Origin of the sequence: Kitasatospora kazusensis (assembly GCF_039529945.1) — a bacterium.
GTDB lineage: Bacteria > Actinomycetota > Actinomycetes > Streptomycetales > Streptomycetaceae > Kitasatospora > Kitasatospora kazusensis.
This window is the reverse complement of sequence record NZ_BAAANT010000051.1, coordinates 14,203-40,111: the sequence shown is the minus strand read 5'-3', so window position 1 is coordinate 40,111 and position 25,909 is coordinate 14,203. Positions and strand designations below refer to the sequence as shown.

22 protein-coding genes and 2 riboswitches are annotated in these 25,909 nt (G+C 72.6%); of the genes, 9 read left to right on the top strand and 13 right to left on the bottom strand.

Translation table 11 applies throughout. From position 1 onward, the window contains the following. Positions 1–239: 239 nt before the first annotated feature. Both ABD330_RS28510 and ABD330_RS28505 read right to left on the bottom strand, forming a co-directional pair. The gene (locus ABD330_RS28510) at positions 240–1,709 is read right to left on the bottom strand and encodes an MFS transporter (RefSeq protein WP_344468896.1); all 1,470 of its coding nucleotides are present in this window, start codon (positions 1,707–1,709) and stop codon (positions 240–242) included. A gap of 213 nt (positions 1,710–1,922) precedes the next feature. Beyond that, positions 1,923–2,996, bottom strand: coding sequence for a PRC and DUF2382 domain-containing protein (locus tag ABD330_RS28505; RefSeq protein WP_344468895.1), 1,074 nt, complete (start codon positions 2,994–2,996; stop codon positions 1,923–1,925). Between the two features lie 228 nt (positions 2,997–3,224). Further along, positions 3,225–3,328, top strand: a riboswitch (glycine riboswitch). Between the two features lies 1 nt (position 3,329). Then, a riboswitch (glycine riboswitch) is annotated at positions 3,330–3,463 on the top strand. A gap of 104 nt (positions 3,464–3,567) precedes the next feature. Here ABD330_RS28505 and gcvP point away from each other — a divergent pair. Next, entirely contained in the window at positions 3,568–6,465 is a 2,898-nt protein-coding gene (gene gcvP / locus ABD330_RS28500; protein ID WP_344468894.1) for an aminomethyl-transferring glycine dehydrogenase, read from the top strand. A gap of 193 nt (positions 6,466–6,658) precedes the next feature. Here the strand turns inward: gcvP and ABD330_RS28495 are convergent, their stop codons facing one another. Further along, positions 6,659–6,850, bottom strand: coding sequence for a DUF5999 family protein (locus tag ABD330_RS28495; protein WP_344468893.1), 192 nt, complete (start codon positions 6,848–6,850; stop codon positions 6,659–6,661). A gap of 285 nt (positions 6,851–7,135) precedes the next feature. Beyond that, positions 7,136–7,726, bottom strand: coding sequence for a hypothetical protein (locus ABD330_RS28490; RefSeq protein WP_344468892.1), 591 nt, complete (start codon positions 7,724–7,726; stop codon positions 7,136–7,138). 350 nt (positions 7,727–8,076) lie between these two features. On the opposite strand from ABD330_RS28490, the gene ABD330_RS28485 reads away from it, so the two are divergent. Together ABD330_RS28485 and ABD330_RS28480 are read left to right on the top strand one after the other, a co-directional pair. Beyond that, positions 8,077–9,576, top strand: a complete 1,500-nt coding sequence (locus ABD330_RS28485) for a glutamate-cysteine ligase family protein (RefSeq protein ID WP_344468891.1) — start codon at positions 8,077–8,079, stop codon at positions 9,574–9,576. Positions 9,577–9,662: 86 nt separating this feature from the next. Continuing rightward, positions 9,663–10,454, top strand: a complete 792-nt coding sequence (locus tag ABD330_RS28480; RefSeq protein ID WP_344468890.1) for a CPBP family intramembrane glutamic endopeptidase — start codon at positions 9,663–9,665, stop codon at positions 10,452–10,454. Here the strand turns inward: ABD330_RS28480 and ABD330_RS28475 are convergent. The 6 genes from ABD330_RS28475 to ABD330_RS28450 form a co-directional block, all read right to left on the bottom strand. After that, positions 10,432–11,259, bottom strand: a complete 828-nt coding sequence (locus ABD330_RS28475; protein WP_344468889.1) for a PhzF family phenazine biosynthesis protein — start codon at positions 11,257–11,259, stop codon at positions 10,432–10,434. The two genes, ABD330_RS28480 and ABD330_RS28475, sit on opposite strands and share 23 nt — an antisense overlap. A gap of 117 nt (positions 11,260–11,376) precedes the next feature. Further along, positions 11,377–11,640: a hypothetical protein gene (locus ABD330_RS28470; protein ID WP_344468888.1), complete on the bottom strand. Its 264-nt coding sequence runs from the start codon at positions 11,638–11,640 to the stop codon at positions 11,377–11,379. A 21-nt stretch (positions 11,641–11,661) separates the two neighbouring features. Continuing rightward, the gene (locus ABD330_RS28465) at positions 11,662–12,354 is read right to left on the bottom strand and encodes a dienelactone hydrolase family protein (protein ID WP_344468887.1); all 693 of its coding nucleotides are present in this window, start codon (positions 12,352–12,354) and stop codon (positions 11,662–11,664) included. Positions 12,355–12,487: 133 nt separating this feature from the next. Continuing rightward, positions 12,488–13,951 carry a sugar porter family MFS transporter gene (locus ABD330_RS28460; protein WP_425555668.1) on the bottom strand — a complete coding sequence of 488 codons (1,464 nt, stop codon included), beginning with the start codon at positions 13,949–13,951 and terminating at the stop codon, positions 12,488–12,490. Between the two features lie 103 nt (positions 13,952–14,054). Continuing rightward, the gene (locus ABD330_RS28455) at positions 14,055–14,681 is read right to left on the bottom strand and encodes an FMN-binding negative transcriptional regulator (protein ID WP_344468885.1); all 627 of its coding nucleotides are present in this window, start codon (positions 14,679–14,681) and stop codon (positions 14,055–14,057) included. 12 nt (positions 14,682–14,693) lie between these two features. Further along, positions 14,694–15,347: a pyridoxamine 5'-phosphate oxidase family protein gene (locus ABD330_RS28450; RefSeq protein ID WP_344468884.1), complete on the bottom strand. Its 654-nt coding sequence runs from the start codon at positions 15,345–15,347 to the stop codon at positions 14,694–14,696. A gap of 34 nt (positions 15,348–15,381) precedes the next feature. Between ABD330_RS28450 and ABD330_RS28445 the strand changes: the two genes are divergently transcribed. Together ABD330_RS28445 and ABD330_RS28440 are read left to right on the top strand one after the other, a co-directional pair. Further along, the gene (locus tag ABD330_RS28445; protein ID WP_344468883.1) at positions 15,382–16,734 is read left to right on the top strand and encodes an aminotransferase class I/II-fold pyridoxal phosphate-dependent enzyme; all 1,353 of its coding nucleotides are present in this window, start codon (positions 15,382–15,384) and stop codon (positions 16,732–16,734) included. Positions 16,735–16,884: 150 nt separating this feature from the next. Beyond that, positions 16,885–18,033: a GDSL-type esterase/lipase family protein gene (locus ABD330_RS28440; RefSeq protein WP_344468882.1), complete on the top strand. Its 1,149-nt coding sequence runs from the start codon at positions 16,885–16,887 to the stop codon at positions 18,031–18,033. Positions 18,034–18,040: 7 nt separating this feature from the next. Here ABD330_RS28440 and ABD330_RS28435 read toward each other — a convergent pair whose 3' ends face one another. After that, positions 18,041–19,444 (bottom strand): glycoside hydrolase family 47 protein, encoded by a 1,404-nt coding sequence (locus ABD330_RS28435; RefSeq protein ID WP_344468881.1) that lies wholly within the window; start codon positions 19,442–19,444, stop codon positions 18,041–18,043. A 112-nt stretch (positions 19,445–19,556) separates the two neighbouring features. After that, positions 19,557–20,915 (bottom strand): NAD(P)/FAD-dependent oxidoreductase, encoded by a 1,359-nt coding sequence (locus ABD330_RS28430; RefSeq protein WP_344468880.1) that lies wholly within the window; start codon positions 20,913–20,915, stop codon positions 19,557–19,559. A gap of 194 nt (positions 20,916–21,109) precedes the next feature. Between ABD330_RS28430 and ABD330_RS28425 the strand changes: the two genes are divergently transcribed. The 4 genes from ABD330_RS28425 (at position 21,110) to purB (ending at position 24,323) form a co-directional block, all read left to right on the top strand. Next, positions 21,110–21,865, top strand: coding sequence for a HipA family kinase (locus ABD330_RS28425; protein ID WP_344468879.1), 756 nt, complete (start codon positions 21,110–21,112; stop codon positions 21,863–21,865). Then, positions 21,862–22,248: a DUF3037 domain-containing protein gene (locus tag ABD330_RS28420; protein ID WP_344468878.1), complete on the top strand. Its 387-nt coding sequence runs from the start codon at positions 21,862–21,864 to the stop codon at positions 22,246–22,248. Before ABD330_RS28425 ends, ABD330_RS28420 begins: the two co-directional genes overlap by 4 nt. A 101-nt stretch (positions 22,249–22,349) precedes the next feature. Further along, positions 22,350–22,790, top strand: a complete 441-nt coding sequence (locus tag ABD330_RS28415) for a MarR family winged helix-turn-helix transcriptional regulator (RefSeq protein ID WP_344468876.1) — start codon at positions 22,350–22,352, stop codon at positions 22,788–22,790. 102 nt (positions 22,791–22,892) lie between these two features. Next, positions 22,893–24,323 (top strand): adenylosuccinate lyase, encoded by a 1,431-nt coding sequence (gene purB / locus ABD330_RS28410; RefSeq protein WP_344468874.1) that lies wholly within the window; start codon positions 22,893–22,895, stop codon positions 24,321–24,323. An 88-nt stretch (positions 24,324–24,411) separates the two neighbouring features. Here the strand turns inward: purB and ABD330_RS28405 are convergent, their stop codons facing one another. Continuing rightward, entirely contained in the window at positions 24,412–25,902 is a 1,491-nt protein-coding gene (locus tag ABD330_RS28405) for an MFS transporter (RefSeq protein WP_344468873.1), read from the bottom strand. Positions 25,903–25,909 lie beyond the last annotated feature (7 nt).

Here is a 25,909-nt window from a genome sequence, read left to right as displayed (position 1 = left end):
CGGAGTGGCAGCGCCAGAAGGCCGGGTACCGGCTGCAGACCGGGGCGGGCGGGGGTACCCCCACGCGCCCCTGTTCTGGTTGCCCGGTTGCCCGCTGGCGAAGCACAACGGCCCCGCAGCTGGTTTCAGCTGCGGGGCCGTTTGTCGGGCTGGGCCTCTGGCGGTCGCGATGCCCTCATCGACCGGTCGGGGCCCAGTCCCCTCGCGCCCTGTCCCCGGGCGCGAGGGTGGACGCCTCGTCAGGCGTCGGTCTTGGCCAGCTCGGGGCTGGGGCTCTGCGCCGCCGCGGTGGCGGCGGGCTTGATGCGGCGGATCGCGAACGGCACCACGGCGGCGACCAGGCACATCGCGGCCGTCGTCCAGAACGCGTGCTTGTACGCGTCCAGGGTCGGCAGCGGGATCGGCAGGCCCTTGATGGTGTCGCCGGTCAGGATCGCGGCCATCACGGCGGTGCCGATGGCGCCGCCGACGGTGCGCAGCACCGCGTTCATGCCGTTGGCGATGCCGCTCTGTTCGATCGGCACGGCGCCGTTGATGTAGGCCGGCATGGCGGCGTAGGCGAGGCCCACGCCGAGGCCGAACACGGCGGAGGCGGTGTAGATGTCACCCTCGGCGCTGTGCCGCAGGGCCAGGTACGCCATCGCGACGGCGCCGAGCGCGCCACCGAGCACCAGCGGCAGGCGCGGCCCGCGGCGGGCGATCAGCAGGGCGCCGACCGGGGCGGCGAGCATCGAGCCGACGGCCGAGGGGAGCAGCATCACACCGGCGTGCAGCACGGTGGCGGTGAAGCCGTAGTGGGTGAACTTCGCCGGGGTCTGCGCGAAGTTGCTGATCACCATGAACGAGCCGTACATCCCGAAGCCGATGAGCAGGCCGGAGATGTTGGTGAAGGCGACGGCCGGACGGGACATCATCTTCATGTCGACGAGCGGGTGCGCGACCTTGGTCTCGATGATGATCCAGACCAGCGCGACGACGGCCGCGACGGCGAACAGGCCGAGGGTCTTGTTCGAGGTCCAGCCCCACTCGTTGCCCTGGCTGACGGCGACCAGCAGCGCGGAGAGCCAGCCGGCCAGGGTGATCGCGCCGAGCGGGTCGGCGCCGCCCTCCTTGTCGGTCACCGGGTCCTTGGGGACGCGGAAGGCGACCAGGGCGGCGGCGATCAGTCCGAAGACCAGGCCCATCCAGAAGATGGACTTGTAGCTCCAGTGCTCCAGCAGCAGGCCGGTGGCGACCAGGCCGAGGCCCGAGCCGACGCCCATCGAGGCGCTGATGGCGGCGACGCCGCCGGTGACCTTCTCCTTGGGCAGCTCGTCGCGGACGATGCTGATCGCGAGCGGCAGCACACCACCGCCGACGCCCTGCAGGACGCGGGCGACCACCAGCCAGGTGAAGGAGTGGGTGCTGACCGCGAGCGCGGAACCGGCGATCAGGCCGGCCAGCGAGATCATCAGCATCGGCTTGCGACCGCGCAGGTCGCCGAAGCGGCCGAGCAGCGGGGTCAGCACGGCGGCCGAGAGCAGGTTGGCCGTCATCAGCCAGGTGATGTTGGAGCCGCTGACGTTCAGCTCCTTGGCCAGCGACGGCAGGATCGGGACGACCGCGGTCTGCACCACGCTGTACGCCAGCATCGCCAGTACCAGGGCGGGGAGCACACGTGCGCTGCTCGGCTTCGAGGCCGTGGCGGTGGGCTGTGGTGCCTCACTCACGGGTCATTCCTCCAGTTCAGGGCCGCCCGGCGCAGGCGCTTCAGGCGACGAAAGTAAACGAACTGAAGTAACGATGCCCCCAGATACTTCACTATGTCAAATATCGATCGGTGAATCTTTGGACGGCGTGAGGCCCCGGCCCCTTGACGAGGGGTCAGGGCCTCACGGGCAGCCGTCAGGCCCGGGCCGGAGCCGTTGCGCCGGTACCGGCCGTCAGGACGGGCGCAGCGGCTCGGGACGGGAGTTGCCCGGCATCGCGGCGCCGGCCGGCGGGGCCGCCGACGCGGCGGAGGCCGCGGTGGGCATCGAGGAGTCCTGGATCTCGACCTGCTCGCGGCGCAGGTCCTCGCGGATCAGTGCCTCCTCGGTGTACCGCTCGACGACCAGGCGGACCCGCTCGATCGGCGCCAGGTACTTGTGCACCACCGGCCGCTCCTCGCGCAGGGTCACCTCCTCCACCGCCTCGGCGATCTCCTGCTCGCTCAGCGCGGCCCGCTCGGCCTCGGTGACCGGGACACGCTCGACCCGGACGCGCTCGCGGACCACCGGCACCCGGCGCTCGACCGCCTCGGTGGTGACGTACTTGCGCAGCGTCGCGGTGCCGACGGTGTGCCACTCGGTGGTGATCTCCAGCCGTTCCTCGCGGCAGGTGATCTCCACCGGGCCGTTGGGGGAGCTGGTCGCCGCGGCCTGGGGGACCGGCCGTTCGACGGTCGGGGGGTTCAGGTTGCGGGTGTCGGCCTCGGTGTGGGCGGACATGGGAGCGGTGGTCATGGGCGCGCTGGTCATCGGCTTCTCAAGGGTCGAGGCGGGCTTCTGCTGGTCTGCTACTGCGGTCGCGGCGGCGAACGCCATCGGCGGCGTGCCGTTCGCCGCGGTGCCACCCGGGCCGGTGTTCTTCGGGGTGCTGCCGAAGTCGTGGTCGCCGTTGCTGTTCCGGGAACCGTTGGCGGCCGTCGGCGGCGGGGCGGCGCCGTTGGTGTCCAGCCCGTAGTAGCGGTAGAGCTGGAGCTCCTGGGCCGGGGAGAGGTGCTGGCCCACGCCGAAGTCCGGCGACTCCTTGATCAGCGATTTGTCGTACGGGACCTTGAGTTCCTCGCCCGAGAACTCGCTGGTGGTCAGCGGGACGAAGGCGTCCCGGCCGAAGATCCCGGTCCGCACCGCAGCCCACTCGGGCTCACCGGTCGCGTCGTCGAGATACACCTCGTCGACCGTGCCGATCTTGTCACCGTTCCGGTCGACCGCCTTGTGTCCGATCAGGTCTCGCGGATCGATATCGGTCTGCACGCTGTCCTCCAGTGCAACGCTCCTGGATAGGTCGGAGGGCGGCTGGAGGAGCTGTCCATCCGCCATCTCATACGAAAAGCCATCAAACGGGCGGCGGCTACCCGAGCGCCGCCGTACGGGACGGAACTGGTCCGTCCGGGGTCGTCCGGGGTCGTCCGTATTCGTCCCGACCTACCTGACACGGCCCGTGATCCGGAGGGTTTGCGCTGGTACCCTGGGCGCGACCGCCGAGCCCGCGCGGGAGAGTCCCCACCTCCGGAAACACGAGGCAGGGGCGCCGAAGGAGCAACTCCTCCCCGGAATCTCTCAGGCATCCGTACCGTGTGGGATAGGTCACTCTGGAAAGTAGGGCAGGACCGCCGGCGAGGGAGCCGGCGACACCCACCCTCACCGACGGTGCAAGCCGACGGGCCGCCCTCGGGCATCCCGTGCGGGTGAAGCTCTCAGGTACCGATGACAGAGGGGGAGGCCTGTCGGGTCCGTACCCGGAGAGCCCCGCTGTCCCACGGCGGCAGAGGCTCATCAGGTGTGCGCACCCCAGCCGGTCCGTGACCAGGAGGCCTCGACCCCCATGAACGCCCAGCCGACCAACGGTCGCCACAGCGACGCGACGCTCACCGAGCTCGAGCAGGCCAGCCCCTTCGAGACCCGCCACATCGGCCCGGACGCGGCCGCGCAGGACAAGATGCTCGCGCACGTCGGCTACGGCTCGCTCGACGAGCTGTCCGCCGCCGCCGTGCCCGAGGCGATCCGCAGCCTCACCGCCCTCGCCCTCCCGGACGGCCGGAGCGAGGCCCAGGTGCTCGCCGAGCTGCGCGAGCTGGCCTCGAACAACCAGGTGCTGCAGCCGATGATCGGCCTCGGCTACTACGGCACGTTCACCCCGCCGGTGATCCTGCGCAACGTGCTGGAGAGCCCGGCCTGGTACACCGCCTACACGCCGTACCAGCCGGAGATCTCGCAGGGCCGCCTGGAGGCCCTGATCAACTTCCAGACCCTGGTCTCCGACCTGACCGGCCTGGCCACCTCCGGCTCCTCCCTGCTGGACGAGGGCACCGCCGCCGCCGAGGCGATGGCGCTGGCCCGCCGCGTCGGCAAGGTCAAGAACGGCGTCTTCCTGGTCGACGCCGACACGCTGCCGCAGACCGTGGCCGTGATCCGGACCCGCGCCGAGCCGACCGGCGTCGAGGTGGTCGTCGCCGACCTCTCGGCCGGCATCCCCGCCGAGATCGCCGAGCGCGGCGTCTTCGGCGTGCTGCTCCAGTACCCGGGTGCCTCCGGCGCGGTCCGCGACCTCGCCCCGGTGATCGAGCAGGCGCACGGTCTGGGCGCGATCGTCGCCGTCGCCGCCGACCTGCTGGCCCTGACCCTGCTCAAGTCGCCGGGCTCGCTCGGCGCCGACATCGCCTGCGGCACCTCGCAGCGCTTCGGTGTCCCGATGGGCTTCGGCGGCCCGCACGCCGGCTACCTGGCCGTGCGCGCCGAGTACGCCCGCAACCTGCCCGGCCGCCTGGTCGGCGTCTCCGTCGACGCCGACGGCAACCGCGCCTACCGCCTGGCCCTGCAGACCCGCGAGCAGCACATCCGCCGCGAGAAGGCCACCTCCAACATCTGCACCGCCCAGGTGCTGCTGGCCGTGATGGCCTCGATGTACGCCGTCTACCACGGCCCCGACGGCCTGGCCGACATCGCCCGCCGCACCCACCGCTACGCCGCCGCGCTGGCCACCGGCCTGCGCGCCGGGGGCGTCGAGCTGCTGCACGACGGGTTCTTCGACACCGTCACCGCCCGCGTCCCGGGCCGCGCCGCCGAGGTCGCCGCCGCCGCGCGCGCCAACGGCGTCAACGTCTACCAGGACGGCGAGGACCTGATCTCGGTCTCCTGCGACGAGACCACCACCCGCGAGCACCTGGCCGCCGTCTGGTCCGCCTTCGGCGTCATCGGCGCCGAGATCGACGAGGCCGCCGACGCGCTGCCCGCCGCGCTGCTGCGCACCGACGAGTACCTGACCCACCCGGTCTTCCACAGCCACCGGTCCGAGACCGCCATGCTGCGCTACCTGCGCCGCCTGTCGGACCGCGACTACGCGCTGGACCGCGGCATGATCCCGCTGGGCTCCTGCACCATGAAGCTCAACGCGACCACCGAGATGGAGCCGGTCACCTGGCCCGAGTTCGGCCAGCTGCACCCCTTCGCGCCGATCGACCAGGCGCAGGGCTTCCTGACGCTGATCCGCCAGCTGGAGCAGCAGCTCGTCGAGGTCACCGGCTACGACGCGGTCTCGATCCAGCCGAACGCCGGTTCGCAGGGCGAGCTGGCCGGTCTGCTGGCCGTCCGCGCCTACCACCACGCCAACGGCGACACCCAGCGCGACATCTGCCTGATCCCGGCCTCCGCGCACGGCACCAACGCGGCCTCCGCCGTGATGGCCGGCATGCGGGTCGTGGTCGTCAAGACCCTGACCGACGGTGACGTCGACGTCGAGGACCTCCAGGCCAAGATCGACCAGCACCGCGACCAGCTCGCCGTGCTGATGGTCACCTACCCGTCCACCCACGGCGTGTTCGAGACCCAGATCACCGACATCTGCGCGGCCGTGCACGACGCGGGCGGCCAGGTCTACGTCGACGGCGCCAACCTGAACGCCCTGGTCGGCCTCGCCAAGCCGGGCAAGTTCGGCGCGGACGTCTCGCACCTGAACCTGCACAAGACCTTCTGCATCCCGCACGGCGGCGGCGGCCCCGGCGTCGGCCCGGTCGCGGTGCGCTCGCACCTCGCGCCGTACCTGCCGAACCACCCGCTGCAGAGCGAGGCCGGCCCGGCCACCGGCGTCGGCCCGATCTCGGCCGCGCCGTGGGGCTCGGCGGCCATCCTGCCGATCTCCTGGGCGTACGTCCGCCTGATGGGCGGCGAGGGCCTCAAGCACGCGACCCAGGTCGCCGTGCTGAACGCCAACTACATCGCCAAGCGCCTGGCCCCGCACTTCCCGGTGCTCTACACCGGCCCCGGCGGCCTGGTCGCGCACGAGTGCATCATCGACCTGCGTCCGCTCACCAAGGAGACGGGGGTGACCGTGGACGACATCGCCAAGCGCCTGATCGACTACGGCTTCCACGCCCCGACCATGTCCTTCCCGGTGGCCGGCACGCTGATGATCGAGCCGACCGAGTCCGAGGACCTGCACGAGATCGACCGGTTCTGCGCCGCGATGATCGAGATCCGCGCGGAGATCGAGAAGGTCGGCTCCGGCGAGTGGGCGGCGGACGACAACCCGCTGCGCAACGCCCCGCACACCGCCGCCGTCATGGCCGGTGAGTGGGAGCACGGCTACACCCGCCAGGAGGCCGTCTTCCCGGCCGGCGTCAACCCGGCGGACAAGTACTGGCCGCCGGTGAGCCGGATCGACGGCGCGTACGGCGACCGCAACCTGGTCTGCTCCTGCCCGCCGCTGGACGACTACGGCGTCTGAGGCCGCGGTGCTCGGGGGCACGCGGGGGCTGAGCGAGGCGGTCGGTGCGGCGACGTAGCCTTCCGTTCCGCGCAGTTCCCCGCGCCCCTGAAGGGCATACGGCCGGCGTAGCGTCGAAGGCCCCGGTGGAGAGAGTTTTTCTCTCCGCCGGGGCCTTCGACGTGGTCGGTGCCCCCGATTTCTGTCCGCGGCCTCAGCCGGTGACCGCCAGCGGACGGCGCGGGGCGATGACCCGGCCGTCGGGGAGCAGTTCGCCGGTGTCCTCGAAGAGCAGGACGCCGTTGCAGAGCAGGCTCCACCCCTGCTCCGGGTGGCGGGCCACCGGGACGGCCGCCTCCCGGTCGGAGGACTCCGCCGACGGGCACTCAGGACGGTGCTGGCACATAGCTCGTACCCTCGCTTCACTTGCGGCCCGGCCCGCCCCACGGCCGCTTCCGGGCGGCCGCCATGCTGGTCGGATCCTTCCGGCCGGCCCAGGAGTGAACCGGCGCTTCAGCGGGTAGGGCTATGCCCCGCCTCGCTGGTACCCAGTGTCGGCTTCCGGGGGCCGCCGCGCAGCCGTTTGGTGATATGCGGCACAGCAGGCCGCCGCCGCTCACCCGATCGGACGGGCGGACGGCGGCGGACGGTGCCGGGCGGACGGTCGGCCGTCCGGGTGAGAGTGAAGGGGTCAGGAGACGCCGAGCACCATCGGCGCGGGCGCGGTGGAGCGCTCCAGCAGGGCCAGCAGGTCGGCGGCCGGGTACACCCGGTGGGCGGTGATGCCGAGCGGGGCCGGGGAGAGCGGGATCAGCAGGTCGGTCGCCGGGCCCACCTCGGGGTGGTGCAGCCACAGCGCGGTCGCGTAGTGGCCGGGCATCGACAGCAGGCGGGGCAGGTGCCTGGCCCGGGAGGACTGGGCCAGCTGCCAGGCCTGTCGCAGCGCGCGGACCGTGGAGTCGAGGTAGGGGCCGGCGGTGAAGTGCGAGAACGCGTAGCCCCCCGGCGTCTCGACCACCTCCGCGGCCGCCGCGATCGCGGTCGGCCCGGGCCCTGCCGGGCTCTGCTCGATCAGGAACCGCCAGCCGGTGCGCGGCGCGGAGAAGAGCTCGGCCCCCGGGCCGTCCAGCACGTGCACCGCGAGCGGATGCGCGGGCAGCAGGGGCCCCGCCGCACCTCGCAGGGCGCGGGCGGCGGGCTGGCGTAGTGCGGCCTCGGAGTCGAGTGCCGAGAGGACCGCGCGCAGCGCGGCGGCCGGGGGCTGGGGGGTCTGCAGAGTCATGGCGGGGCGCCTCTCCGTGCTAGATCGGCGTGCGAGTGCGGCATACCGGCGTGGCAGTGGTGTGACGGAACCTGGCCGTGTCCGGTTGGGCATGATCGCGGTGCGGGCGGGAACCTGCCGTCGACGAGGGACTCGGAGCGGCATGGAACCGGGCTTGAGTGCAGTGCGAATTCTACTCGAACAGGTGCACAGGGTGACCTTCATATCACGTTCGGTTTCGGCGGGCAAGTCGGCCATTCTGCTGACTGATCGTCAGAATCCTTGTGTCGTCAACCCGTTCGAGTGCCTGGGCTATCGATCTTCCGGCGGGGCATGATGCAGTAACCGTCGACCTAGGTGAAGGGGCACCCATGGGCGAGAAGGTCGTGGCGACGCGTGCCGAACTCTCCGACCGGCAGCTGTACCGCCGGAAGCTCCAGTCCTGTCAGGACGCGCTGGAACGGATGCTGCGGGAGGGGCGTTTCGACCGGCCCAGGGCCATGATGGGCCTGGAGATCGAGCTGAACCTCGCCGACGAGCAGGGCCTGCCGCTGATGAGCAACGAGCAGGTGCTCGGCGCGATCGCCTCCAGCGACTTCCAGACCGAGCTGGGCCGGTTCAACATCGAGGTGAACATCGCGCCGCGCCGGCTCGGCGGTCACGTCCTGGAGGAGCTCCGCGAGGAGATCGACACCGGACTGCGCTACGCCGACCGGCAGGCCGCCGAGGTCGGCGCCAGGATCGTGATGGTCGGCATCCTGCCGACGCTCGACCTGGACCACACCGGCCTGGAGAGCATGTCCCGCAACGACCGGTACACGCTGCTCAGCGACCAGATCCTGGCCGCGCGCGGCGAGGACATCGCGCTCGACATCGAAGGGGTGGAACGCCTCGCCGTCGAGTCGGTCTCGATGGTCGCGGAGGCCGCCGCCACCTCGCTGCAGCTCCACCTCCAGGTCACCCCGGACCGGTTCGCCTCGGTCTGGAACGCCGCCCAGGCGATCTCCGCCGTCCAGGTGGCGCTCGGGGCCAACTCGCCGTTCCTGTTCGGGCGGGAGCTCTGGCGCGAGACGCGCCCCGTCCTCTTCCAGCAGGCCTGCGACACCCGTTCGGCGGAGCTCAAGGCGCAGGGCGTGCGCCCGATCACCTGGTTCGGCGAGCGCTGGGTGGACAGCGCGCTCGACCTCTTCGCGGAGAACCTGCGGTACTTCCCGGCCCTGCTGCCGATCTGCGACGACGAGGACCCGGTCAAGGTGCTGGCCTCCGGGGGGGTCCCCAAGCTCGGCGAGATGCGGCTGCACAACGGCACCATCTACCGCTGGAACCGGCCGGTGTACGACATCGCGGACGGCGTCCCGCACCTGCGGGTGGAGAACCGCTGCCTGCCCGCCGGGCCGACCGTCGCCGACACGCTGGCCAACGCCGCCTTCTACTACGGGCTGGTCCGGGTGCTCGCCGAGCAGCCCCGGCCGGTCTGGACCAGGCTCGGCTTCGCGCAGGCCGACCGGAACTTCCACACCGGCGCCCGGTACGGCATCGAGAGCACCCTCCAGTGGCCCCGGCACGGCCGCGGCGCGCGCGGCACGGCACCCGTCGCGGTGACCGACCTGGTGCTGAACGAGCTGCTCCCGCTCGCCCACCAGGGCCTGGACGAGTGGGGGGTGGAGCCGGGGGACCGGGACCGCTACCTCGGCATCATCGAGCAGCGCTGCGTGCGGCGCACCAACGGCGCGGCCTGGCAGGCCGCCGTCGTGCACCGGCTGCGGGAGCAGTACGGCATGGACCGGGCGGCGTCCATCGCGACCATGACCCGGCGGTACATGGAGTACATGCGGACCGGCGAGCCGGTGCACACCTGGCCGGTGGGGTGACCACGCGCGCTCATCCGGGTATGTAAGGATGATCGGCCCGGTGGCAGGACCCTTCGCCGGACCCTTCCGTGCGTGCTGGAGACCTGGTGACCACCGTTTCGACCGAGCCCTCCGGGACGACCGCGCCGTCCCGTCGGCTGCTGGGCGTGGAACTGCTGATCGTGCTCGGGCTCTCGCTCGGCGCCAGCGGCGTCAGTGCGCTGATCAGCTTCGCCGGATCGGTCACCGCGCCGCTCGCGCTCGGCAAGCAGGTCGCCACCCTGAACGCCTCGGCGGCGCCGGGCCGCCCCTGGCTCGACCTCGCCTGGCAGCTCTACTACGTGCTGCGCGGCCTGATGCCGGTGGCGCTGGTCGGCTACCTGCTGGTCCGCGAGGGCACCTCGCTGCGGGTGCTCGGCTTCGACCTGCGCCGCCGGCTCGGCGATCTCGGGCGCGGCGCGGCCGTCGCCGCCGCGATCGGCGGCTCCGGCCTCGCCCTCTACCTCGGTGCGCAGGCGTTCGGCGTCAACCTGACGGTGGCGCCGTCAGGCCTGCCGGACGTCTGGTGGCGGATCCCCGTCCTGATCGCCTCCGCCTGGCAGAACGCGATCCTGGAGGAGGTGATCGTCCTCGGCTACCTGCTCCGGCGGCTCGGCCAGCGGGGCTGGAGCTGGCCTGCCATCGTGGTCACCAGCTCGGTGCTGCGCGGCTCGTACCACCTGTACCAGGGCGTCGGCGGGCTGGTCGGCAACATGGTGATGGGCGCCGTCTTCTGCCTGCTGTACCGCCGCTGGGGACGGGTGATGCCGCTGGTGGTCGCCCACGCGCTGATCGACACCGTCGCCTTCGTCGGGTACGCGCTGCTCGCCGGGCACGTCAGCTGGCTGCCGACGGGCTGAGCACTCCGTCCAGCACCGTCACCGCGTGCCCCGAGAACAGCACCCGCTCGCCCCGCACCTCGCACACCACCAGCCCGCCGCGTGCCGACGCCTGGTAGCCCGTCAGCCGGGTGGTGCCCAGCAGCTTCCCCCAGTAGGGGGCCAGCGCGGTGTGCGCGCTGCCCGTCACCGGGTCCTCCGGGATGCCGGAGGCGGGGCCGAAGAAGCGCGAGACGAACTGGTAGCCGCCGGACGGGTCGTCGGCGGGCGCCGTGACGATCACGCCCCGGGTGGGCAGCGCGGCGACGGCGGCGAGGTCCGGGGTGAGCGCACGGACGGTCTTCTCGTCCGGGAGCAGCGCCATCAGGTCGGCCAGCGCCCCGGTGTCGAAGGTCGCGGTCACCTCGCTGCCGAGCGCCTCGGCGAGACCGGCCGGGGCCGGGACGGGGTGGTGCGGGTTGGCGGGGAAGTCCAGCGTGATGGTGCCGTCCGGTTCGGGCCGGGCGAGCAGGACACCACTGCGGGTGGCCAGGCGCACCCAGCCCTCGCCGAGCAGTCCGTCCGAACGCAGGGCGTGCACGGTGGCGAGGGTGGCGTGCCCGCAGAGGTTCACCTCGTTGGTGGGGGTGAACCAGCGCAGTCCCCAGTCCGCCTCCCCGCCCTCCGGCAGGGGGCGCACGAAGGCCGTCTCCGAGAGGTTCATCTCGGCGGCGACCCGCTGCATCCAGTCGGCGTCGGGCCGGTCGGGCCCGTCCAGGACACAGACGGCGGCGGGGTTCCCGGCGAACGGGCGGTCGGTGAAGGCGTCGATGATTCTGATCCGCATGCGGCCGACTCTAGGGGCCGCCGGGCGTCCGGAACATGGCCAATCGCGCACAGGTGGCCCCAGGGCCTGTGCACCGGCTGCGGAGTCCGTCGCCCGTTCGGATGACGGGACCGCCCGTCAGCCCGTCAGCGCGGGGACGGGGTCCTCGGCCGGGGTGGCCGCGCGGGAGAGCCGGCGGACTTCGGGGACCAGGACCGCCAGGGCGGCGAGCAGCAGGGTCAGGACGGCGCAGGCCCAGAGCGCGCCGTCCAGGCCCAGCGCGCGCCGTCCAGGCCCAGAGCGCGCCGTCCAGGCCCAGCGCGGTGGCGATCGGCGCGGCCGCGTTGCCGGGCCCGCTGACCACGGTCGCGACCATGGCTCCACCGGTGACGGGCTGTCCATCCGATTATCGGCGGCCGGTGTTCAACCCAGGTGTCCCCTGAGGAAGCTGAGCGTCCGCTGCCAGGCGATCTTGGCCTGGAGCCCGTCGTGGGTGCCGAGCAGGTTCTCGTCGTTCATGAAGGCGTGTCCGGCCGGGTAGAAGTGGATCTCCGGGCGGCGGTCGGTGGCCTCGCCGATCCGGATCGCGGCCTCGTCGACCACCTCGGCCGGCAGCGACCGGTCGCGCTCGGCGTAGTGGCCGAGCACATGGGCCGTCAGCCCCCGGTAGTCGAAGTCCGGGTCCTTGGGGAGGCCGTAGAAGGGGACCACCGCCGCGACCCGGTCGCCCTCCCGGGCGGCCAGCGACAGCGCGAAGCCGCCGCCCATGCAGAAGCCGACCACGCCGACGGCGTCCCCGGTCACCTCGGGGAGGCCGAGCAGGAAGTCCACCGAGCCGGCCAGGTCCGCGGCGGCGCGCTCCACCGGCAGCTCGCGCAGCATCCGGGCCGCCTCGGTGCCGTCGTGGGTGGTCGCGCCGCCGTACAGGTCGGGCGCGAGGGCCACGAACCCCTCGGCGGCGAACCGGTCCACCATCGAGGTCATGTGCGAGGTCAGCCCCCACCACTCCTGGACCACCACCAGGCCGGGGCCGGTCCCGGCGGGCGGCGGTGCGAGGTAGCCGTGCGCCGTCCTCCCGTTGCTGGGGAAGGTGACGTTCTGCCGGGAACCGCTCATGGCCTCTCCGTCGGGTGAGCCGCGCGAGCGGCGGACTGCGGGCGCGGGTACGGCCCGCCGAAGTGGATCGTAAGTGTGCCGTGGCCCCGGCGTCAGCTAACTGCGCCACGCCGTTCGAGTGTTCAGCGGGGGTTCAGCCCATCTCCTCCAGCGGGCGCCCGTTGGTCTCCTTGATGAAGAAGGCGACGAACGGGATGGAGAGCAGCGCGAAGAAGGTGTAGATGACGTACGTCGCCGACAGGTTCCAGTCGGCGAGGTCGGGGAAGCTCACGGTGATGGCCCAGTTGGCGATCCACTGCGCGGAGGCGGCGACCGAGAGCGCCAGCGCCCTGATCCGGTTGGGGAACATCTCGCCGAGCAGCACCCAGACCACCACGCCCCAGGAGAACGCGAAGCAGAGCACGAAGACGTGTGCCGCGACCAGGGCGGTGGTCGCGTAGCTGTTGGCGAGGGTCGCGGTGTCGCCGGTGCCGACCCGGTGCGAGAAGGCCCAGGCGGCCAGGCCGAGTGAGACGGCCATCCCGGCCGAGCCGGCCAGGGCCAGCGGCTTGCGGCCGATCCGGTCGACCAGCGAGATCGCGATGACGGTGCCGATCACGTTGACGATCGAGGTGGAGAGGCTGATCAGGAGGGAGTTGCCCTCGTTGATGCCGACCGACTGCCAGAGGAACGAGGAGTAGTAGAAGATCACGTTGATGCCGACGAACTGCTGGAAGACCGAGGCGCCGATCCCGACCCAGACGATCGGCAGCAGCCCGAACCGGCCGCCCAGCAGGTCCTTGGCCCGGGGCTTGTGCGAGGTGTCCAGTACGGCTCTGATCTCCGTGATCCGGGCGTCCAGGTCCACCCCGGGCCCCTCGACCTCCCGCAGCACCTTGCGGGCCTCCTCCTCCCGCCGGACGGCGATCAGGAAGCGCGGGGACTCGGGGATCGCCAGCGCCATCAGCCCGTACACCAGTGCGGGGACGGTCTCCACGCCGAGCATCCACTGCCAGGCCTGGATCCCGCCGAGGTGTCCGGTGGAGGTGCCGCCGGCCGCCTGGTTGAGGGCGTAGTTGGCGAGCTGCGAGACGGTGATGCCGAGCACGATCGCCAGCTGCTGGAAGGAGGCCAGCCGTCCCCGGTACGCGGTCGGCGCGACCTCGGCGATGTAGGTCGGGGCGATCACCGAGGCGATGCCGATCGCCACGCCGCCCAGCACCCGCCAGAAGGCCAGCATCCCGATGCTGGGCGGGAACATCGACCCGACCCCGCTGATCGCGAAGAGCACGGCGGCGAGCAGCATCGTCCTGACCCGCCCGAGGTGGTCGGCCAGCCGCCCGGCGGCGACGGCGCCCGCCGCCGAGCCGAGCAGCGCGATCGCCACCACGAAGGCGGTCTCGCTGTTGCCGACACCGAAGTGCTTCTGAATGCCCGTCACCGCGCCGTTGATGACCGCGCTGTCGTAGCCGAACAGGAAGCCGCCCATCGCCGCGGCGGCGGAGATGAAGACCACGTGGCCCAGGTGGGTCTGCGCACTGGCGGCCTGCGGCGGGGAGGAGGTGGACACGGCGGGCTCCTGGGGGTCGGCGGCCGATGGACAGGGTCCGTCCCACATTCCATCAGCCGCCGGGCGAACGCGCGCGGTGACGGCTCCGCGCGGGGTGTCACCGGGTGGTCCGTCAGACGGCGCCGCCTGACGGACCGGGCAGGGGTTCCGGCTACGTCCGCAGGGCGTTGCGGCGGAGCAGTTGGGCGCGGGCGCCCGCGTCCAGGCCCTGGGAGCGCTCGGCCAGGCGGTCGGCCATGGCGGCCTGCTGGTCGGCGGGCAGCTTGTCGTCGTACTTGAACTTGGCGTCCACCCGGCGGACCGTCAGCCGCAGCCCCCGGATGCCGGAGAGCTTCGGCCCGAACGGCTCCGCGCCCGGGGTGACCCGGGTGTCCGGGGTCTCCGGCTGGAAGTGGGCGAGCTGGCGGTTCAGGATCTCCGCCTTGCCGGCCGCGTCCTCGACGATCTGCGCGGTGCAGGCGAACTGCACGGCGGCGTAGTAGCTGGTCGGCGTGCCCGCCGCGCCTTCGCTGCGCCAGTGGCCGGGGGCGAAGGCGTAGTCGCCGGTGACCGAGAGCGTCACCTGCGGGTCGGTGCGGACGGCCGCCCAGAGCGGGTTCGGGGCGGCCAGGTGGAGCACGATCACTCCGGCGTCCGCGTCCAGTACGAAGTGCGTGGGCACCAGCACCGGGCCTTCGCCCGCCGGGCCGTTGGCGGCGAGCAGCCCGAAGTCGTGTCCGGCGGCGAGCCAGGCGCGCCACTCGGCCTCGCCGCCCCGGTCCCAGGATCTGATCAGCATCGGAGCGTCCCCTCAGCGGAAGTCGTGCAGGTAGGCGGGCAGCGGGACGGTGGTCGACGCGTCCGGCACGGGGGTGCCGTGCACCGTGCCGACCGGCACGACGCCCGCCCAGTACGGCAGGCCGAGGTCGGCCTCGTCGTCGTGGACGCCGTCGTCGCGGGTCTTCGCCGAGACCTCGTCCAGGACCAGCCGGACGACGGCGGTCTTGGCGAGCTCCTTGGCGGTGGGGCGGCGGACGTCGCCCGAGCGGCCGGGGATGCTGTGGTCGACCAGCGCGTCGAGCGCTGTCTCCAGCTCCTGGGGGTCGGTGACCTGGTGGGCCGTGCCGTGGGCCACCACCGAACGGAAGTTGACGGAGTGGTTGAACGCGGACTTGGCCAGCACCAGCCCGTCCACCAGCGTCACCGTGACGCAGACCGCCAGCCCCTCGTCGGCGCCGGCCGCGCGGAGCGGGCGGCTGCCGGTCGAGCCGTGCACGTAGAGGCGGTCGCCGACCCGGGCGTAGATGGTGGGCAGGACGACCGGCGCGCCGTCGGCGACGAAGCCGAGGTGACAGATCCAGGCGCTGTCCAGAATGGCGTGGATGGCCTCGCGCTCCCAGGTGGCACGCTCACGGTAGCGGGTCGGCGTGGTGCGGGCGGTGCGGTCGTAAGCGGTGTCCGACATGACAACCTCTATGTACTAGTGCATAATGGTGTTTGTGCTAGGAGACTATCGGATCAAAGGTCGGCGTGCCAGTGAGATCGCGGCCGACGTCGAACACGCGGTCGGTACCGGCGAACTGCCGCCCGGTACCGCCCTGCCGCCGCTGCGCGACCTCGCGGTCGAGCTGGGGATCAACCCCAACACGGTGGCCGCCGCCTACCGCCTGCTGCGGGACCGGGGCGTGATCGAGACCGCCGGGCGCAAGGGCAGCCGGATCCGCCAGCGGCCGGTGACCGCGCCACGCGACCAGATCCGGATCCCCGTCCCGCCGGGGGCCCGCGACCTCTCCGCCGGGAATCCGGACACCGCGCTGCTGCCCGCGCTCGCCCCGGCGCTCGCCGTCGCGGCCGCCGTCGGCGACCGCGAGCCGGTGCTCTACGGGCACTCGCCCACCGACCCCGGCCTGCTCGCGCTGGCGCGCGCCGCCTTCCGGGCGGACGGCGCGCCGGACGGCGCACTGGCGGTGTGCGCCGGCTCGCTGGACGCCATCGAGCGGATCCTCACCACCCAGCTGCGCCCCGGCGACGCGGTCGCCGTCGAGGACCCGGGCTGGGGCAGCCTGCTCGACCTGCTGCCCGCGCTCGGCCTGCGGCCCGTCCCCGTCCGGCTGGACGACGAGGGCCCGCTGCCCGGCTCGCTGGCCGACGCCCTGGCGGCCGGTGCCCGCGCGGCGGTGGTCACCGTACGGGCGCAGAACCCCACCGGCGCCGTCCTCACCGCGGACCGGGCGGCCGAGCTGCGCGCGGTGCTCGCCGGGCACCCGGCCACCCTGCTGATCGAGGACGACCACGGCCACGGCATGGTGGACCAGCCCTACCACTCGCTCTCGGCCGGCCCCGACGGCGTGCCGACCACCGGCCGCTGGGCGGTGGTCCGTTCCGCCGCCAAGGCCTACGGCCCGGACCTGCGGGTCTCCCTGCTGCTGGGCGAGCGGGACACCGTGGACCGGGTGCTCGGCCGCCAGCGGCTGGACACCGGCTGGGTCAGCCTGCTGCTCCAGCGGACCTTCGCCGAACTGTGGCGCACCGGCGCCGCACCGGTCGCCGAGGTGGCGGCCGCCTACCGGGCCCGCCGGGACGCGCTGATCGCGGCGCTGGCGGCGCACGGGATCGAGGCGCACGGGGCCAGCGGCCTGAACGTGTGGGTGCCGGTGCCGGAGGAGTCCGGCGTGGTGGCGGCGCTGGTGCAGCGCGGCTGGGTGGTGGCGCCCGGTGCGCGGTTCCGGCTGCAGTCCCCGCCCGGGGTCCGGATCACCACCGCCGACCTGGCCCCGCGCGAGGCTCCGCGGCTGGCCGCGGACCTGGCGGCCGTCCTGGAGTCGGCGGGAAGCAGGTCGCGACTCATCTGAACTCACCGGTAACACAGCGAATTGGGTGTTGCAGATACCTAGCGGTAACAAGCGCGCTCATGTCACATTCATCGCGTCACCGGCCGGCGGCTTACCCTCACCCGTGCTTCCCGAACCCCACTTCGGGAAGCCGTTCGCAGGAGTTCCGTCGTGATTCCCAAAATTACCGTTGGAAAGTTCCTCCCCTGCCTTGCCGTCTCGGCCCTCGCCCTCCCCCTGCTGGCGATCGCCACCCCCGCCGAGGCGGCCACCGGCCCCACCGCGAGCGTCTCGATGGGCGACAGCTACATCTCCGGCGAAGCCGGCCGCTGGATGGGCAACAGCGACACCACCAGCGGCAGCCGGTCCGGCACCGACCGCTCCTGGACCGGTAGTTCGTACAACCCGTCGAAGATCTACGGCGCCACCTACGCGAGCGGGTGCGACCGCTCGGACTCCGCCGAGGTCCGCGACGCCTCCGGTATCGCCCAGACCCAGATCAACCTGGCCTGCTCGGGCGCCGTCACCGCGAACATCTTCCAGGCCGCCGACGGCGGGCAGTCCTTCAAGGGCGAGGCCCCGCAGGCGGACCAGCTCGCCGCCGTCGCCGCCAAGAACAACGTCAAGGTGATCACGCTCTCGATCGGCGGCAACGACCTCGGGTTCTCGGACGTGATCCAGAGCTGCGTCAAGGACTACCTGATCTGGGACTCCTACTGCCACGACGACGAGCAGGCCGCCATCGACTCCCAGATGGACACCGCGATGGCGGGCGTCGGCAAGTCGATCGACGAGATCCGGGCCGTGATGTCCGCCGACGGCTACGCCGCCGGCAGCTACCGCGTGATCCTGCAGTCCTACCCCTCGCCGATCCCGCGCAGCTCCGAGATGCGCTACCCGGAGAGCGGCTGGACCCGGGAGACCACCGGCGGCTGCCCGTTCTGGGACGCCGACGCCGACTGGGCCCGGGACACCATGGTCCCGGAGATCTCCGACCGGCTGGCGGCCGTCGCCGCCGACAAGGGCGCGCAGTTCCTCGACCTGCGCGACGTCTTCCAGGGCCGCGAGGTCTGCTCCACCTCGACCCGGCTGGCCACCCCCAGTGCCGCGCCCTCGGCGACCACCAGCGAGTGGACCCGCTTCGTGGACGCCGGCATGACCACCCAGGGCACCATCCAGGAGTCGATGCACCCGAACTACTACGGCCAGCTCGCCCTCGGCCGCTGCCTGACCCTGCTCTACGCCCAGCCGACCGGTGACTACGCCTGCGACAACACGCCGGGCAAGGACTCCAGCGGGATGTACCTGACCGCCAAGTAGGCACCCGTCAGGTGCGGTTGGCGCCGCGCAGCAGCTTCCCCTCGGTCGACAGCAGGCCGGTGCGGTAGTCGAAGCGCGGCGCCGCCGCGAACATCAGGTAGAGGTACTTGAGGTTCTCGGCGAACCAGTACCCCGGTGTCAGGTCGCCCAACCGGATCGGCGAGGTGCTCACGTCGGTGGCGATCGTGTACCCGCCGGGGACCTTCAGCCCCCACCTGAGGCCCTGGAAGTACTGGTACGCGGTCTGCTTGTACTCCGCCGAGCCGGTGAGCCGCCAGAGGTCGAAGGCGGAGTTCGCGTACTCCGGCCGCAACTCGTTCCGGGCGTCCAGCACCTGGCCGGTCAGGAAGTCGAACCGCTCCGGCAGCACCGGCGCCCGCTGCATCAGGGCCGTCCACGACCGGTAGTACACCCGGGCGGACGGCAGGTCGCCGGCCTTGCCGAGCAGCCCGGCGTAGAACGAGCCCAGCTCCGACTGCTCGCGCCCGAGCACCTCGCCGGTCGCGAAGTCGACCTGCCGGTACCAGTAGTGGCCGCCCTGCTCCTCCAGCTGGTACTTGGCCACCGCGGCCGCCAGCAGCCGGTACCAGCTGCGCAGTTCACCGTCGCCCAGCAGGTCGGAGCCCACCCACAGGTATTCGTAGAAGGAGTCCACCGGCGGGTTCGGCGCACACGAGGTGGTGTCCGCCCAGCGCCCCGACTCCACGTCCAGCGAGGTGCCCAGCAGGTCCAGCGAGGAGCGCCGGGCCACCACCTCGCGGGCGGCCCGCTTGGCGGCGTCCAGGTACTTGCCGTCCCCGGTGAGCCTGGACAGCAGCCCGAACTCCGGCAGGTTGGTGCCGATTTCGGCGAGCGGGCTGACCGAGCCGGAGACCGCGCCGGTCCGCAGGTTCACGTACCGGTAGGGGAGCCCGGTGGGGGACTTGGTGAAGGCCGGCAGCAGGCGGTCGGCCAACTCCCGGCAGCGGGCCAGCAGGGCGGGCCGCCCGGTGCACAGGTAGCCCGCGAGCAGCCCGCCGACCAGCCGGATCACCGCCTCGAAGACCTGGATGTCGGCGTCCACCGCCGGGTCGAAGTGCGCCTCGATCCAGTCGGCGGCCGGCTTCACCTCGTCGTCCAGCTCCATCAGCCACAGGGTGTCCAGCGCCTCGACGATGGACAGCCCGAAGGTGTGGCCGGACGCGAAGAAGTCGTGCCGGGTGCCGGAGACCGGGCGGACCTCGTCGTAGCCCCAGGCGGCCCGCTTGTACCCCTCCCAGCCGTGCCGGAACTCGTCCTTGACCTGCTGGGCGACGGCGGCGTCGGCCGGCAGGTCGGCCGCCAGCGCGGGCCGGCCCGCGGCGGTTCCGGCGGCCGCCATGGCGGCGGCTCCGAGGACGGTACGGCGGCGGGGGAGGGAGACCGTTGGCATGCCGCCGGACACTAGTCGCCGCCGCGCCCGTCGTCCGCGACGCGCCGCGCCCGCGTGTCGGCGCTCCCGCCCAGGTCAGGGCGGGAGCGCCGGTGCTAGGGACGCGCGGGTTTCACCCCTTCGCCAGCAGTGCCTGGGCGTGCTCGCGGACCTGGTCCTTGGTCAGATAGGCGTCCGTGTACTCGAAATCGCGCAGCCGGGCGGGCTGGCGGGCCAGGAAGCCGGTGCGGACGAAGTCGTCGCCCGCAGTGGCGTTCAGCAGCCAGTTGGCGCCGACCCGGAACTTCGCCGCGTTCGTCCGCATCGCCATCAGGTGGTAGCCGCGGGCTACCAACTGGGCCGGGACGCCCTTGAGTTCGACTCCGATCGGCTTGGAGACGGCGTCCTTGCCGCCGAGGTCCACCACCAGGCCGAGGTCCTTGTGGTAGTACGGCTCCAGCGGCTGGTTGCGCAGGGAGGCGACCAGGTTGTCGGCCACCCGCTTGCCCTGCCGGGCCGCGTGCTGGGCGGTCGGCGGGCAGACCGCGCCGTCCCCCTTGTGCAGGTCCGGGACGGCCGCCGCGTCCCCGAGCGCGAAGACGCCCTCGAACTGCGGCACCCGCATCTCCGCCGTCACCGCGACCCGGCCGCGCACCGTCTCGGTGTCCAGGGTGGCGATCAACGGGCTGGCGGCGACGCCCGCCGTCCAGATCAGGGTGCGGCTGGGCAGCACCCGGCCGTCGGTGAACTTGACGGTCTCCGCGCCGACTTCGGCCACCGAGACGCCCAGCGACACCTCGATGCCGCGCGCCCGCAGCACCTCCAGGGCGGTGGTGCCGAGCTTGTCGCCCAGCTCGGGCATCAGCTTCGGGGCGATGTCGATCAGGTGCCACTTGATCTGGCGCGGGTCCAGCCGGGGGTAGCGCCGGCTCGCGGCCGTGGTCAGCCGTTGCAGGCAGGCCGCCGTCTCGGTACCCGCGTACCCGCCGCCGACCACCACGAACTGCAGCCGGGACTCCCGCTCGTGCTGGTCCAGGGTGGCCGAGGCCAGGTCCAGTTGGGCTATCACGTGGTCACGGACGTAGGTCGCCTCGGCGAGCGTCTTCATGCCGCGCGCGTAGTCCGTCAGGCCCGGGATGTCGAAGGTCCGGGTCACGCTGCCGGGCGCCAGCACGAGGTAGTCGTACTTCTCCGCGACCACCTCGTCGGTGATCTTGCGGATCACGCAGACCTTGGAGCGCGGGTCCACCCCGATCGCCCCGCCCGGGATGATGTGGGTGCGGCGCAGCGTCCGGCGCAGCGAGACCGCCACCGACTGCGGGGTCAGCACCCCGGCCGCGACGTGCGGCAGCAGCGGCAGGTAGAGCTGGTAGCTGAACGGCGCGATCAGCGAGATCTCCGCCTCCGAAGGGGCGAGCTTGCGCTCCAGCCGGCGTGCGCACTCCAGGCCGGCGAACCCGCCGCCGACGATCAGGATCCGAGGTCGCTCCATCGTCCATCCCTTACCTGTGCTGGTCCGTGGACCACTGCCGGCAGGACCGCTGCTGGTCCGTGCCGTACCAGGACAACTTGCTCGTCACCCTCGCACGCCCCCCTTGTGCCTGCCACCGCAGTGACGCGCAGGAGGGACACCGGCGGGCCGCAAGGCGGTGCGACCGGCCGGCGGCGGATCGGTAGGCTGGCCGGATGCTCCCCGAGGTGACGGCGGTCCGGTACGTGACGCCACTGCGAGAAGGCGGCTCGATGCCGGGCCTGGTCGAGGCCGACGACCGTCGGCTCTACGTCCTCAAGTGGTCCGGCGCGGCCCAGGGCCGCAAGGCACTGGTCGCCGAGGTGCTGGCGGGGGAGCTGGGCCGGCGGCTCGGACTGCCCGTACCCGAGCTGGTCCGGGTCGGCCTCGACCCGGTGCTCGCCCGCAGCGAACCCGAACAGCAGATCCAGGAGCAGATCCGGGCCAGCGGCGGCCTCAACCTCGGGATGGCCTTCGTCAGCGGCGCCCTGAACTTCGACCCGCTCTGCTTCGACGTGGACCCCGGACTCGCCGGGCGGGTGCTCTGGTTCGACGCGCTGATCGGCAACGTGGACCGCTCCTGGCGCAACCCCAACCTGCTGGTGGCCACCGGCGGGCTGCGCCTGATCGACCACGGCGCGAGCCTGATCTTCCACCACCACTGGGCCGGCGCGGCCGGGTGGCCGCGCAAGCCGTACGACGCCTCGGACCACGCACTGCTGCGCGCCGCACCCGACCTCAAGGCCGCCGACGACGAGCTGGCCCCGCTGGTACCGGAGGCGCTGGCCGCCGCCGTCGCGGCGATCCCGGAGGAGTGGCTGCTCGACGAGCCGGGCTTCGAGACGGCCGACGCGGTCCGTGCGGCCTACACCGCCCAGCTCACCGCCCGGTCGGCGGGCCCGCGCGACTGGCTCCCGGAGGTGCCCGCATGACCGACGAGCTGCACGACTACGAGTACGCGGTGATCCGGGCCGTCCCCCGGGTCGAGCGCGGGGAGTGCGTCAACGTCGGCGTACTGGTCTACTGCCGCGGGCACGCGCACCTGGCGGCCCGGACCCATCTGGACCAGAGCCGGCTGCTGGCGCTGGACCCGGTCGCCGACGTGGCCGGGGTGCGGCGGGCGCTGCACGGCATCGAGGCGGTCTGCGAGGGCGGGGCGGCCGCCGGGCCGGCGGCCGGCGACAGCGCCGGGCAGCGGTTCCGCTGGCTCACCGCGCCGCGCAGCGCGGTGATCCAGCCGGGGCCCGTGCACACCGGGCTCACGGCGGACCCGGAGGGCGAGCTGCGCCGGCTCTTCGAACAGCTGGTGCTCTGACCTGCGAGGGCCGGACCACGGGGGCCGGACCACAGGGGCCGGAGTCCCTTGGGCGGGTCAAAGCTGGAGTAACTGAAGCACTTGTGCGTACCCTGGCGCCTATGGGCACCATAGTCACCACGGGCGTACCGACCACCGCCGAGCTGATGGAGGTGGTGGCCGCCGTCGGCACCGCCTACTTCCAGGACTTCGCGGCCGCCGCCGCCCGGCACGGGCTGACCTCCTCGCAGGCCAAGGCGCTCAAGGCGGTGCAGGAGCCGGTGCCGATGCGGGCACTGGCCGGACGGCTCGGCTGCGACGCCTCCAACGTGACCGGCATCGTGGACCGCCTGGAGTCCCTGGGGCTGGGCCGCCGGGAGGCCGCCGCCGGAGACCGCCGCGTCAAGATCGTCGCGATCACCGGGCACGGTGAGGAGGTCCTCGCGCTGATCCGCGCCGACATGACCCGGGCCCACCAGGCCTTCGACTCGCTCGACGAGGAGCAGCGGATCGCGCTCACCTCGCTCTGCCGCCAGGTGCTCCCGCTGCTCAGCGGGCAGTAGCGGCGGCCAGTAGCTGCGGCGGTGACCCGGCGTTTTTGGAGGAAACTCCAGTGGACGGGTCGCCGCGAGCCCGGCTGACCTGGACTGTTAGGCTTGCGAAGCGTGAGCGCGAAGCCCCAGATCCCCAATGTCCTGGCCTCCCGGTACGCCTCGGCGACCCTGGCTCAACTGTGGTCCCCCGAGCACAAGGTGGTCCTTGAGCGCCACCTGTGGCTCGCCGTCCTGAAGGCACAGCAGGACCTCGGCATCGAGGTGCCGGCCACCGCCGTCGCCGACTACGAGCGAGTGGTCGACCAGGTCGACCTGGACTCGATCGCCGCCCGCGAGCGGATCACCCGGCACGACGTCAAGGCCCGGATCGAGGAGTTCAGCGACCTCGCCGGCCACGAGCAGATCCACAAGGGCATGACGTCCCGGGACCTGACCGAGAACGTCGAGCAGCTGCAGATCCGGCAGTCCCTGGAGCACGTCCGGGACCGTACGGTCGCCGTCCTGGTCCGCCTCGGCAGCCTGGCCGCGCAGCACGCCGAGCTGGTGATGGCCGGGCGCTCGCACAACGTCGCCGCCCAGGCCACCACGCTCGGCAAGCGCTTCGCGACCACCGCCGACGAGCTGCTGGTCGCCTTCAACCGCCTGGAAGAGCTGATCGCCCGCTACCCGCTGCGCGGGATCAAGGGCCCGGTCGGCACCGCCCAGGACATGCTCGACCTGCTGGGCGGCGACGCCGAGAAGCTCGCCGAGCTGGAGCAGCGCGTCGCCGGGCACCTCGGCTTCGAGAACGTGTTCACCAGTGTCGGCCAGGTCTACCCGCGCTCGCTGGACTTCGAGGTCGTCACCGCCCTCGTCCAGCTCTCCGCCGGGCCGTCCAGCCTCGCCAAGACCATCCGCCTGATGGCCGGGCACGAGCTGGTCACCGAGGGCTTCAAGGCCGGCCAGGTCGGCTCCTCCGCGATGCCGCACAAGATGAACACCCGCTCCTGCGAGCGCGTCAACGGCCTCGCCGTGATCATCCGGGGCTACGCCTCGATGACCGCCGAGCTCGGCGGCGACCAGTGGAACGAGGGCGACGTCTCCTGCTCGGTGGTCCGCCGGGTCGCGCTGCCGGACGCGTTCTTCGCGTTCGACGGCCTGCTGGAGACCTTCCTGACCGTCCTCGACGAGTTCGGCGCCTTCCCCGCCGTGATCGAGGCCGAGCTCGACCGCTACCTGCCGTTCCTCGCCACCACCAAGGTCCTGATGGGCGCGGTGCGGGCGGGCGTCGGCCGGGAGACCGCGCACGAGGTCATCAAGGAGCACGCGGTGGGCGCGGCGCTCGCCATGCGCGAGGGCGTCCGCGAGAACGCGATGCTCGACCGGCTCGGCGCGGACTCCCGCATCCCGCTGGACCGGGACGCGCTGGACGCGCTGCTCGCCGACCGGATCTCGTTCACCGGTGCGGCGGGTGCGCAGGTCGCGGAGGTCGTGCGGCGGATCGAGGCCGTGGCGGCCTCGTACCCGGAGGCGGCGAAGTACGCGCCGGGGGACATTCTCTGAGTGTGACGGGCTGACCTGAAGGGGCGCGGGGAACTGCGCGCGCAACTGTGTACGTGGTGCATGGTTGGCAGCGCAGTTCCCCGCGCCCCTAACTGCTCTCGTGGCCCTGTTCGAGGGGCGGGGTGGTGGGGCCGCAGTACCACTCGCAGTCGGGTTCGGCGACGGGGTGGTCCGGGGCCGGGGTGAGGACGTTGCCGCGGATGGTGGTGAGGGCGAGCAGGCCGCCGGTCGCCAGGAGGGCCGCGCAGATCAGCATCGCCGTCTTGAAGGCGCTGTCCACCTTGCCGGGGATCTGGTAGGCCTCGCCGCTCAGGCCCGCCAGGGCGGGCAGCGCGGCGACCGCGAGCAGGCCGGCCGCGCGGGCGGCGGCGTTGTTGACGCCGCTCGCGATGCCCGCCCGGCGGACCTCCACCGCCGCCAGCACGGTGGCCGTCAGCGGGGCGACCAGCAGGGTCATGCCCGAGCCCATCACCGTGACGGCGGGCAGCACGTCCGTCCAGTACGAGGCGCCCGGCCCGATCCGCAGCATCAGCAGGACGCCCGCCGCGCAGAGTGCCGGGCCGAGGGTGAGCGGCAGCCGGGGGCCGACCCGGCGGCCCAGCCGGCCGGCCCGGCCGGAGAAGGCCAGCATCAGCAGAGTGATCGGCAGCAGGGCCAGCCCGGAGGTCAGCGGCTGGAAGCCCGACACGATCTGCAACTGCACCGTGAGCAGCAGGAAGACCCCGCTGAACGCCCCGTACACGCAGAGCGTCACGAGGTTGACGGAGGTGAAGACCCGGGAGCGGAACAGCTCCGGCGGCAGCATCGGGTCCGCCGTGCGCTGTTCGGCCAGCACGAAGGCCGCGCCCAGGCCCAGCCCGAGCAGGCCCGCGAGCCAGGACAGCCCCCGGCCGCCCTCCGTCAGCGCGTAGGTCACCCCGCCGAGGGAGAGGGCCGCGAGGACGGCGCCCCGGACGTCGAAGCGGCCGGAGGCGGTCTCGTCCCGGCTCTCCGGTACGTGGCGGGTGGTGACCAGGACCACCACCACGGCGAGCGGGACGTTCAGCAGGAAGATCCAGCGCCAGCCCGGCCCCTGCACCAGCCAGCCGCCCAGGAACGGCCCGACGGCGGCCGCCACCCCGCCGAGCCCCGACCAGACGCCGACCGCGCCGGAGCGGTCGTCCGGGTGGAAGGTGGCCTGCAGCATGGCGAGCGACCCGGGGGTGAGCAGCGCGCCGCCGATGCCCTGCAGGGCCCGCGCCGCGATCAGCACCCAGACGTTCGGCGCGACGGCGCAGAGCGCCGAGGCCGCCGCGAACCAGCCGACGCCGATCACGAAGACCCGGCGGCGGCCGAAGCGGTCGCCGAGCGAGCCGCCGAGCAGGATCAGGCCGGCGAGGGTGAGCAGGTAGGCGTTGACCGTCCACTGCAGGGCGGCGATCGAGGCGTGCAGGTCACGGCCGATCCGGGGCAGCGCGACGTTGACCACCGTGCCGTCGAGCATCGCCATCCCGGAGCCGAGCGCGGTGGCGAGCAGGACCCACCGCCCCCGTACCGTTCCCAGCCGCAGGGTGCCCGCGCCGCGCTCTTGGATAGCCACACCCCAA